The sequence below is a fragment of the Pseudorhodoferax soli genome (assembly GCF_003337555.1).
Classification (GTDB): Bacteria; Pseudomonadota; Gammaproteobacteria; order Burkholderiales; family Burkholderiaceae_C; genus Pseudorhodoferax; species Pseudorhodoferax soli.
On record NZ_QPJK01000016.1, the window covers coordinates 118,183 to 127,698 of the forward strand.

Annotated in this window: 8 protein-coding genes and 1 pseudogene; 7 read left to right on the forward strand and 2 right to left on the reverse strand. The window is 70.7% G+C overall.

The window, feature by feature from the left end; genetic code table 11:
• Positions 1 to 81: 81 nt before the first annotated feature.
• Both DES41_RS35955 and DES41_RS35960 read left to right on the forward strand, forming a co-directional pair.
• Entirely contained in the window at positions 82 to 423 is a 342-nt protein-coding gene (locus DES41_RS35955; RefSeq protein ID WP_114472488.1) for a hypothetical protein, read from the forward strand.
• 142 nt (positions 424 to 565) lie between these two features.
• Positions 566 to 1,381 (forward strand): hypothetical protein, encoded by an 816-nt coding sequence (locus DES41_RS35960; protein ID WP_114472489.1) that lies wholly within the window; start codon positions 566 to 568, stop codon positions 1,379 to 1,381.
• A 48-nt stretch (positions 1,382 to 1,429) separates the two neighbouring features.
• Here DES41_RS35960 and DES41_RS35965 read toward each other — a convergent pair whose 3' ends face one another.
• A complete protein-coding gene (locus tag DES41_RS35965; protein WP_170168399.1) occupies positions 1,430 to 3,520 on the reverse strand; it encodes a TonB-dependent receptor family protein in 2,091 nt (696 codons plus the stop codon).
• 230 nt (positions 3,521 to 3,750) lie between these two features.
• On the opposite strand from DES41_RS35965, the gene DES41_RS35970 reads away from it, so the two are divergent.
• Both DES41_RS35970 and DES41_RS35975 read left to right on the forward strand, forming a co-directional pair.
• Complete coding sequence (locus DES41_RS35970) at positions 3,751 to 5,211, forward strand: ATPase domain-containing protein (protein ID WP_114472503.1); 1,461 nt, start codon at positions 3,751 to 3,753, stop codon at positions 5,209 to 5,211.
• The gene (locus DES41_RS35975; RefSeq protein WP_114472491.1) at positions 5,208 to 6,746 is read left to right on the forward strand and encodes an ATP-binding response regulator; all 1,539 of its coding nucleotides are present in this window, start codon (positions 5,208 to 5,210) and stop codon (positions 6,744 to 6,746) included. The genes DES41_RS35970 and DES41_RS35975 overlap by 4 nt, the downstream gene beginning before the upstream one ends.
• Here the strand turns inward: DES41_RS35975 and DES41_RS35980 are convergent.
• Positions 6,736 to 7,899: an AI-2E family transporter gene (locus tag DES41_RS35980; protein ID WP_114472492.1), complete on the reverse strand. Its 1,164-nt coding sequence runs from the start codon at positions 7,897 to 7,899 to the stop codon at positions 6,736 to 6,738. The genes DES41_RS35975 and DES41_RS35980 overlap by 11 nt on opposite strands.
• A 244-nt stretch (positions 7,900 to 8,143) precedes the next feature.
• Between DES41_RS35980 and DES41_RS35985 the strand changes: the two genes are divergently transcribed.
• The 3 genes and pseudogenes from DES41_RS35985 to DES41_RS39475 form a co-directional block, all read left to right on the forward strand.
• The gene (locus DES41_RS35985; RefSeq protein ID WP_114472493.1) at positions 8,144 to 8,980 is read left to right on the forward strand and encodes an STAS domain-containing protein; all 837 of its coding nucleotides are present in this window, start codon (positions 8,144 to 8,146) and stop codon (positions 8,978 to 8,980) included.
• Positions 8,981 to 8,991: 11 nt separating this feature from the next.
• Complete coding sequence (locus tag DES41_RS35990) at positions 8,992 to 9,369, forward strand: STAS domain-containing protein (protein WP_114472494.1); 378 nt, start codon at positions 8,992 to 8,994, stop codon at positions 9,367 to 9,369.
• Between the two features lie 13 nt (positions 9,370 to 9,382).
• A pseudogene (locus DES41_RS39475) lies at positions 9,383 to 9,516 on the forward strand (anti-sigma regulatory factor); the annotation flags it as partial.

Consider the following 9,516-nt stretch of genomic DNA (forward strand, 5'->3'; position numbering starts at 1 on the left):
AGGCGGCGGCGCGCCCGTCCTACAGCGCGCAGTGCGTGCGGTGGCCAGCATGGCGGTGTTCCAAACCAATGGGAGACCACCATGCCAGCACTCCACAGCCGCCGCGGCCTGCATGCCATCGGCGCCATCGCCCTCGCCACGCTGCTCGCAGCCTGCCAGCGCAACGAGGCACCCACGCCCGGCGTCTCGGGCAACAGCGCCAACGCGCCGGCCACCAGCGCCAGCGCGCCGGCGGCCATCCCCAGCGTGCCCGACAGCACGGGCGGTGCGGGCGGCACCGGCAAGAGCCCTGGCACGGAAACGCCGCCCGGCAGTAGCGGTGCCGGCAGCGCCGCGCCTGCACCCACGCCCGACCCGGCCATGACGCCCGGCTCCGCACCGCCTGCCATCCCGCCGGCTTCGGCACCCGGCAGCGGCGGCTGAGGCCGGTCGGAAGCGTCCTACCGGAGCTTGGCGCCGATCCCGGCCCCCAGCGCCGGGCCCGCAACGCAACCTGAGATCCATCGCAGGCAGGGCACGGCCCCTGCCGATCTCTGCAACCGCACATCCACAGGAGCGAACCAAGATGGCAAACCGCAACCAGCGCCACCCCCAGCAGGACCAGTGGCGCGACAACGACCGCAACCAGATGGGCCAGTACGCCGACCAGCAGCGCCAGTACGGCGGCCAGCGCTACCAGGACAGCAGCCACGATGCGCGCAACTGGGGCGCACGCCACGAAGGCAGCGACCTGCACCGCCACGACCCCGCCCAGGCGAGCTACGGCCGCGCCAGTGCACCCGATGTGCATGGCGGCCCCAGTGGCGGCTACCAGCGCGACTGGCAGGCCGACCCCGGCTACAACCAGCCGGGCTACATGCGCAACCCGAGCCACCAGGGCTACGGCAGCCGCGATGAGCGCCAGAGCGGTGGCTACGGCAGCTACGGAGGTGGCGACCAGGACTATCGCAACCAGAGCTACCGCCAGGGCGACCGGGGCTACGACGAGGGCCGCGACTGGAACCGGTACGGCGGCGCCAACGGCAGCGACGAAGACCGCCATGGCCATGAGCGCTTCCAGGGCGGCGGGGGCGGCTACCGCTCCAATTCCGGGCCCTACGCCGGCAGCCAGACCTATGGCGGCTACGGCGACCAGCTGGGCTACGGCTCCTACCAGGGCGGCGGCCGCCAGCAGCAGCACCACGACCCCGACTACCAGCAATGGCGTGAGCAGCAGCTGCGCAACCTGGACGAGGACTACCAGTCCTGGCGCGGCGAGCGCTACAAGAAGTTCTCCGACGAGTTCGACAGCTGGCGCAAGAACCGCCAGGGCACCGAGCAGAAGAACGATCTGCCGGGCAGCACGGGGAGCAACGCCACCAACAACCCGGGCACGAAGTGAGGGCCGGCAGGCACTGAAGGGGGCGCCGCGGGGCGCCCTTTTTCTCGTCTACAGGGGCAGCGTGGCGGATAGACCCACGAGCCAGTTGCGGCTAGGCGCCGGCTCGAAGAAGCGGCTGTTGCCCTCGTTGACGATGACCGAGCCCGCATAGCGCTTGTCCAGCAGGTTGTCGGCCCGCACGAAGCCCTCCAGCTGCCAGCCGCCCACCCGCGCCGCGTAGCCCGTGTACAGGCCCAGCACGCCGTAGCCGGCCGCCGCGTCGGCATTGGCATCGTTCACATAGACCTTGCCCAGCAGGCGCCAGTCGGCTCCGGCGCGCCAGCCCTGCGGCGGCGCCCAGGCGGCGCTGGCGTACAGGCTGCTCTTGGCCAGGCCCGGCAGGCGGGCACCGGCGTTGGCGCCATCGCGGTAGCGTGCATCGAGCACCGTGGCCGCCACCTGCGTGCGCAGGTGCTGCGCGTAGCGCTGCGCCCACGACAGCTCCAGCCCGTTGCGCCGCGTCTGGCCGGCGTTCTGCGCAGTCGAGCGCCCGTTGACGGTGCTGGTCACGATCTCGTCCTCGGTGCCTGTGCGGAACACCGCGGCGGTCCATTCGCCGAAGGCCGCGCTGCGGTGCTTGAGGCCCGCCTCCACGCTTTTGCTGCGCGCCGGATTCAGGCCGAAGTTCAGGCCGGGCTGCTGGTCGGGCCGGTAGGAGATCTCGTTGAGCGTGGGGGTCTCGAAGCCCTTGCCGGCAGACGCGTACACGCGCAGGCTCTCGGTGATCGCGAAGCTCGCGCCGACCACCGGCAAGGTGGCGCCGTAGCGTGCCGCGCCGCTGTCGTCGGGGTTGCTGGCCGTGATGTAGCGGTCCTGCGAATCGAAACGGATGCGGCTGTGGCGCAGGCCGGCGTTGACGGTCCAGCGCTGGGTGATGCGCCAGTCGGCCTGCAGGTACTGGTCGAAGTTGCTGACGCGGTTGCGCTCGTCGCGGCGCAGCGCGCCCTGCACGCCGAGGGTGCTGCCGACAAAGTTGGTATAGCCGCGCCGGTCCTCGCGCAAACCGTCGTAGGCCAGCCCCGCCACCACGGTGAGCGGCGCATCGGCCAGCTGCGTGCGCCAGGTCCAGCGCAGGTCGGCGCCGGCATAGTCGCGGTCCAGGTCGATCACGCCGCCAGGGTGGCGCGGGTTGTTCTGCACGGCGACGGGGATGGACTGGAATTGCGTGGTGCCGCGCTGCCCGCCATACAGCGTGGCCTGCAGCGCATGGGCTTCGCTCAGGTAGTGCTCATAGACCAGGCCGGCCTGGGTCTGGTCCATGTTCTTGCGCGTATTGAAGTTCAGCGCCGCGGGATCGACGCCGCGCGGATTCGCCTGCCACTGCGCGCGGTTGAGGCCGAGCGGGTCGTCGGCCTTGGGCAGCACCACCCGGTTCGCCACCAGCGTGAGCTTGCCGTCCTCGTGCGGACGCAGCGTGAGCTTGGCATTGGCCAGCGTGCGGCGCGCGGCGCTGTGCTCGCGGTAGCCGTCCGTGCTGAAGCGGCTGGCCGAGACCACGTAGCCGACCCCGCTGTCGTTCGGGCCCGTGTTGCCGCTCACCTTGGCACCGAAGCGCAGCAGCCCGTCGCTGCCGGCAGCCGTGTCCAGCCGCAGCCGCGGTGCGCCGCTGCCCTCTTCGGTGAACACCTGCAGCACGCCGCCGGAGGAGTTGCCGTAGAGCGAGGAGAACGGCCCGCGCAGCACCTCGATGCGCTCGGCCGAGGCCAGGTCCACGTGCGAGAGCTGGCCCTGTCCGTCGGGTTGTGTGGCGGGAATGCCGTCCACGTACAGGCGCAGCCCGCGGATGCCGAAGGTGGCGCGCGTGCCGAAGCCGCGCATGGAGATCTGCACGTCCTGGGCGTAGTTCTGGCGCTCGCGCGCCTGCAGGCCCGGCACGCTGCCCAGGGCCTCGGAGATGTTGACCTGGGCACGGCCCAGGCGCAGCGTGTCGCCGTCGATGCGCTCGACCGAGGCCGGCACGGCCAGCGGATCGGCCTCGGTGCGCGTGGCGGTGACCACGGTGGCGGCCAACGCCGGGGCCGGGCCCTGCGTCTGGGCCGACAAGGGCAATGCGGTGGTCGAGCAGACCAGCAGGGGCATCCAACGCAACGAGGGTTTCATGCGGCACATCCGGACACGGTGGGGGCGCCATTCTCGCCATTCTGTGAATGCGCCTGTAGGACGCCGCCCCGACCCGTGCTCCGCCGCCCGGCCGACCGTTGCGTGGACCGCAAAACCCGCTGCGCGGACGGGTATAACCGCCGGCAAGGTCGATCGACCACCAGACCAACCAACACACGGAGTAACACGTGTCCGACCTGCCTCCTACTTCTGCCGAACCCATCGAAGCCATGGCGCAGATCGGTGTGCCGGGCCTGGACGACGTGCTGGGCGGCGGCCTCACGGCCAACCGGCTCTACCTGCTGGAAGGTGCGCCCGGCGCGGGCAAGACCACGATCGCGATGCAGTTCCTGATCGAGGGCGCGCGGCATGGCGAATCGGTGCTCTACGTCACGCTGTCGGAGACCGCCAAGGAACTGGCCGGCGTGGCCCGTTCGCACGGCTGGGACCTCAGCGGCGTGCACGTGCGCGAGATGCTGCCCAACAACGATGCGCTGGAGCCCGAGGAGCAGTACACGATGTTCCACCCCTCCGAGGTGGAACTCAGCGAGACCACGCTCAAAATCCTCGCCGACGTGGAGCTGCTGCGCCCGCAGCGCGTGGTGTTCGACTCGCTGTCGGAGCTGCGTCTGCTGGCCGGCAACTCGCTGCGCTACCGGCGCCAGATCCTGGCGCTCAAGCAGTTCTTCGCGGGGCGCAACTGCACCGTGCTGCTGCTGGACGACATGACGGCGATGGAGCACGACCTGCAGGTGCAGAGCATCTCGCACGCGGTGATCCGGCTCGACCAGAGCAACGCCGACTTCGGCTCCACGCGGCGGCGCCTGCTCGTCACCAAGTACCGTGGCCGGCAGTTTCGCACCGGCTACCACGACTACACGATCAACCGCGGCGGCCTGCAGGTGTTTCCGCGCCTGGTGGCGGCCGAGCACACCAAGCCGATGGAACAGGTGCGCATGCCCAGCGGCCTGCCGGCGCTGGATGCGCTGCTGGGCGGAGGCATCGAGCGCGGCACCAGCAGCCTGTTCGTCGGGGCGCCCGGCACCGGCAAATCCACGCTGGCGGTGCAGTTCGCGCTGGCGGCGGCGCGCCGCGGCGAGCGCTCGGCGCTGTTCATCTTCGATGAGAGCATCAACACGCTGCGCACGCGTTGCGCCGGCATGGGCATGGAGCTCGGCCCCCACATCGACCAGGGCCTGATCCGCGTGCGCCAGGTCGATCCGGCCGAACTGTCGCCTGGCGAGTTCGTGCACTTGGTGCGCGAGGCCGTCACCGAGCACGAGGCCAAGGTGCTGCTGATCGACAGCCTCAACGGCTACCTGAACGCCATGCCGGACGAGCGCTTCCTGATCGTGCAGCTGCACGAGCTGCTGACCTACCTCGGCCAGCACGGCGTGGCCACGCTGATGGTCGGCGCGCACCACGGCCTGGTCGGCGGCAACATGACGTCGGCCGTGGACGCCAGCTACCTGGCCGATGCGGTGGTGCTGCTGCGCTACTTCGAACTGGCCGGCGAGGTGCGCCAGGCGATCTCGGTCGTCAAGAAGCGCGGCGGCCAGCACGAGCGCAGCATCCGCGACTTCTCGCTGACCGAGACCGGCATCCGCATCGGCGAGCCGCTGCGCCACTTCCGCGGCATCCTGACCGGCGTGCCGATCCCTGTCGACGCGCCGGCCAGCACCCCTCCATGAGTGAAACCGCCGACGCGCTGGAATGCCGGGTCCTGATGCGCGGCGCGACCGCCAGGGACGCGCTGATGACGCGGGCCGTGCTCGAACGCGCCGACGTGCAGGTGCAGACCTGCAGCACGCTGGCCGAACTGGTGGACGAACTGGCACGCGGCGCCGGCGCACTGGTGCTGGCCGAAGAGGCCCTGGCCGACCCGGCCGCCACGGGACTCACCCAGGCCCTGCAGCGACAGCCGCCCTGGTCGGACCTGCCGGTGCTGGTGCTGGCGCGCCAGGGCGCCGATTCGCGCGTCGTGGCCGAGGCCATGGACAGCGTGGCCAACGTCACCGTGATCGAGCGGCCGATGCGGGTGGCGGCGTTCGTGAGCTCGGTGCGCTCGGCCCTGCGTGCGCGCAAGCGCCAGTACGACCTGCGCGCCACGCTGGAGGGCCTGCGCGTGGCCGACCAGCGCAAGACCGAGTTCCTGGCCACGCTGGCGCACGAGCTGCGCAACCCGCTGGCGCCGCTGCAGACCGCGCTGACGCTGCTCAAGCGCAAGCGGCCCGGCCCCGACGAGGCGGCGCGCCACTACGACATGATGCGGCGCCAGATCGACCACATGGTGCGGCTCGTGAACGACCTCATGGAGATCTCGCGCATCACGCGCGGCAGGATCGAGCTGGACATGGGGCCCATCGACCTGCGCCAGGTGCTGCGCGACGCGGTGGAGCTGAGCCGCCCGCTGCTCGACGCCGCGCAGCACCAGCTCGCGCTGCGGCTGCCCGAGGGCCCGCTGCCGCTTGCGGGCGACAGCGTGCGGCTCACGCAGGTGTTCTCCAACCTGCTCAACAACGCCGCCAAGTACACGCCCGCCGCCGGGCATGTGGTGCTGACCGCGCAGGCGCAGGACGGCCAGGCGGTCGTCGGCGTGCAGGACGACGGCATCGGCATCGCGCCCGACATGCTGGACACGGTGTTCGACATGTTCGTGCAGGTCAGCGGCGCGTCCAAGGCCGCGCAGGGCGGCCTGGGCATCGGGCTCACGCTGGCGCGCAGCCTCGTCGAACTGCACGGCGGCCGCATCGTGGCGCACAGCGCGGGGCTGGGCCAGGGCAGCACGTTCACCGTGCGCCTGCCGTTGCAGGCGGAGCCGGCGGTGGAGACGCCGGTCGACGCGCCGGCTGCCACCGCGGCCGCGCTGACCGCGCTGGTGGTGGACGACAACCGCGACGCCGCCGACAGCCTGGCCGAGTTCCTGGAGGCCGTGGGCATGTCCACGGGCGTGGCCTACAGCGGCGCGCAGGCGCTGGAGCTGCTGCCCGAACTGCGGCCTGACTTGGCCATCCTGGACATCGGCATGCCGGGCATGGACGGCTACGAGCTCGCGCGGCGCCTGCGCCAGCATCCGGCCGGCCAGCGCACCCTGCTCGTGGCGCTGACCGGCTGGGGCCAGCAACGCGACCGCGAGGCCACCGCCGAGGCCGGCTTCGACCACCACCTGGTCAAGCCGCTGGACCCCGAGCAGCTGATCGCGCTGGTGGAGGGCTTCAGTCGCTGAGCAGCTCGCCGACCGGCTGCAGGTCTTCCACGTGGTCGCAGATGGCCTTGATGACCATCATGATCGGGATGCCCAGCAGCAGGCCCGGCACGCCCCAGAGCCAGCCCCAGAAGATCACGCCCACGAACACCGCCACCGGGTTCATGCGGCTGGTGCGGCTGGTGAGCCAGGGCACGAGCAACTGGCCCACCAGCGTGTGGATGGCCAGCGAGCTGCCGGCGATCAGCAGTGCCATCTCGTAGCTGTCGAACTGCAGCAGCGCCAGCAGGCCGGAACCCACCATGACCACCAGCGAGCCCAGGTAGGGAATCAGGTTGGTGACGCCGGCCACGATGCCCCAGACCGCCGCGTTCTCCAGGCCGAAGGCCCAGAACACGAGCCCGGTGGCCACGCCGACGATGGCGCTCGTGAGGATCTGCACCAGCAGGTAGCGCTCCACATGGCCGACGATGTCGTCCAGCACCTGCACCGTGATCTTCTTGCGGCTGAAGCTGTCGCCGCTGATGCGCACGAGCTTGCGCCGGAACATGGTGCCCGAGGCCAGCGCGAAATAGGTCATGAAGGTGACCAGCGTGAGCTGAAGCGCCATGCTGACCAGGCCCATGGTGCCCGTCCACAGGTAGTCGCGCACGTTGAAGCGCGGCCGCTCGATGGTCACGCGCTGCACGCCGCGGCGCGGCGGCTCGGCCGCGCCCTCGGCCGCCTGCTCCAGGTGGGCGGCTGCCTTCTGCACGGTGTTCAACGCGCTCACGTCGCCCGGCCGGTGGCTGGCCTGCACATGCATGCGCAGCTTCTGCGCCGCCACGGGCAGTGCATCGAGCAGCGCGCCGGCGCTGCCCGCCAGCCGGTAGCCCGTGAAGCCGATGGCGCCCAGCAGCGCCAGCAGCACCACTGCGGCACCGATCCAGCGCGACACGTGCCAGCGCGCGAGCCGCTCCACCGCCGGCGACAGCGCGTAGGTGAGCAGCAGGCTCATCATGAGCGGGATGAACACCTGCGCCGCCCAGCGCAGCGCGAAGACGCAGGCCAGCACGGCGATCACGGCCAGTGCCGCATTGCGCATGTCCACCGCGGCGTCGGGCAGCGCATGCCCGCCCTCCGGCGCGGGCGACGCGGCGACCGGCTCCGGGGCCTCCTCCTTGTGTGCATCCATGGACGCTTCCTCTTCTGTGTTGCGCTCAGTGCTGCGCGTGGCCCGCGGAGCGCACCGATGCTCGTGGCCGCCCCCGTCCGGCGCTGAGGGTTCTTGCGCCCTGCGCTTGCAGGACAACGCCGCGACTTGCATGTTCCCGAACCGAAACGCGATCTGCCACTCCTAGAATTTCTGTGGCAAAAGAAACCGGCCCGCGCCCACCACCTTCGCGGCCGGCCCCAAAAAGACCCGCCCGAGGACACCCATGGCTTCCCATGCCCAAACCCTGATCGCGCTGTTGCAGGACGAGCGCACCACCCTGCTCAAGGCGTGGACCACCGCCACCCATGGCGCCCATGCCAGCACCGCCAGCCGCGAGGAGGCGCAAGAGCTGTTCGATGCGCTGCTGCAGGCCCTGCAGAGCGATGCGCCCGACGACCTGCGGGCCGAGGGCTGGTCCCACGCGCGCCGGCAGCTCGACGCGCTGTCGGCATCGCGCGCGGCCCAGGGCCAGAGCGCGGGCGACACCAGCGCCTTCGTGCTGGCGCTCAAGCAGCCGATCTTTGCCGCGCTGCAGCAACGCCTGGGCCAGGACAGCCAGACGCTGCTGCAGGCCGTGCTCAGCGTGACCGACAAGCTCGACGCGATGGCGCAATGGACGGCGACGGCCTTCCAGCGCACGCGCGAGGAACTCATCGCGCGCCAGCAGCAGGAACTGCTGGAACTGTCCACGCCCGTCATCAAGCTCTGGGAGGGCGTGCTGGCCGTGCCCATGATCGGCACGCTCGATTCCAGCCGCACGCAGATGGTCATGGAGGCCCTGCTGCAGAAGATCGTCGACACCGAATCGGGCCTGGCCATCATCGACATCACCGGCGTGCCGACGGTGGACACGCTGGTCGCGCAGCACCTGCTCAAGACCGTCACGGCCATCCGCCTGATGGGTGCGGACTGCATCATCAGCGGCGTGCGGCCGCAGATCGCCCAGACCATCGTGCACCTGGGCGTGGACCTGCAGGGCGTGACCACCAAGGCCAGCCTGGCCGCGGCGCTCGCATTGGCGCTCAAGCGCGGCGGCTGGACCGTCTCGCGCAACGCCTGAGCCGCCCCGCCATGTACCGCATCCCGATCCTGCAGATGGGCAGCGCGCTGCTCGTCACCATCCAGGTCGACATGGAGGACCAGACGGCCGTGCAGCTGCAGGACGACCTGGCGACCCGCATCGAGACCACCGGTGCCAACGGCGTGCTGATCGACATCTCGGCGCTGGAGATCGTCGACTCCTTCGTCGGCCGCATGCTGGCCTCGATCTCGGGCATCGCGCGCGTGCTGGACGCCACCACGGTGGTGGTCGGCATGCAGCCGGCGGTGGCCATCACGCTGGTCGAGCTGGGCCTGTCGCTGCAGGGCGTGAAGACGGCACTCAACGTCAAGCGCGGCATGCTGCTGCTCGAGCAGGGCCAGCGCGGAGAGTCTCTTGAACCCGACTGATCCCACCGGGCAGATGCCGCTGCGCGGCGAGCCCGACATCGTGCTCAGCCGCCAGCTGGTGCGCAAGCTGACGCAGCAGCTGGGCTTCTCGCTGGTCGACCAGACCAAGATGATCACGGCCGCCAGCGAACTCTCGCGCAACACCGT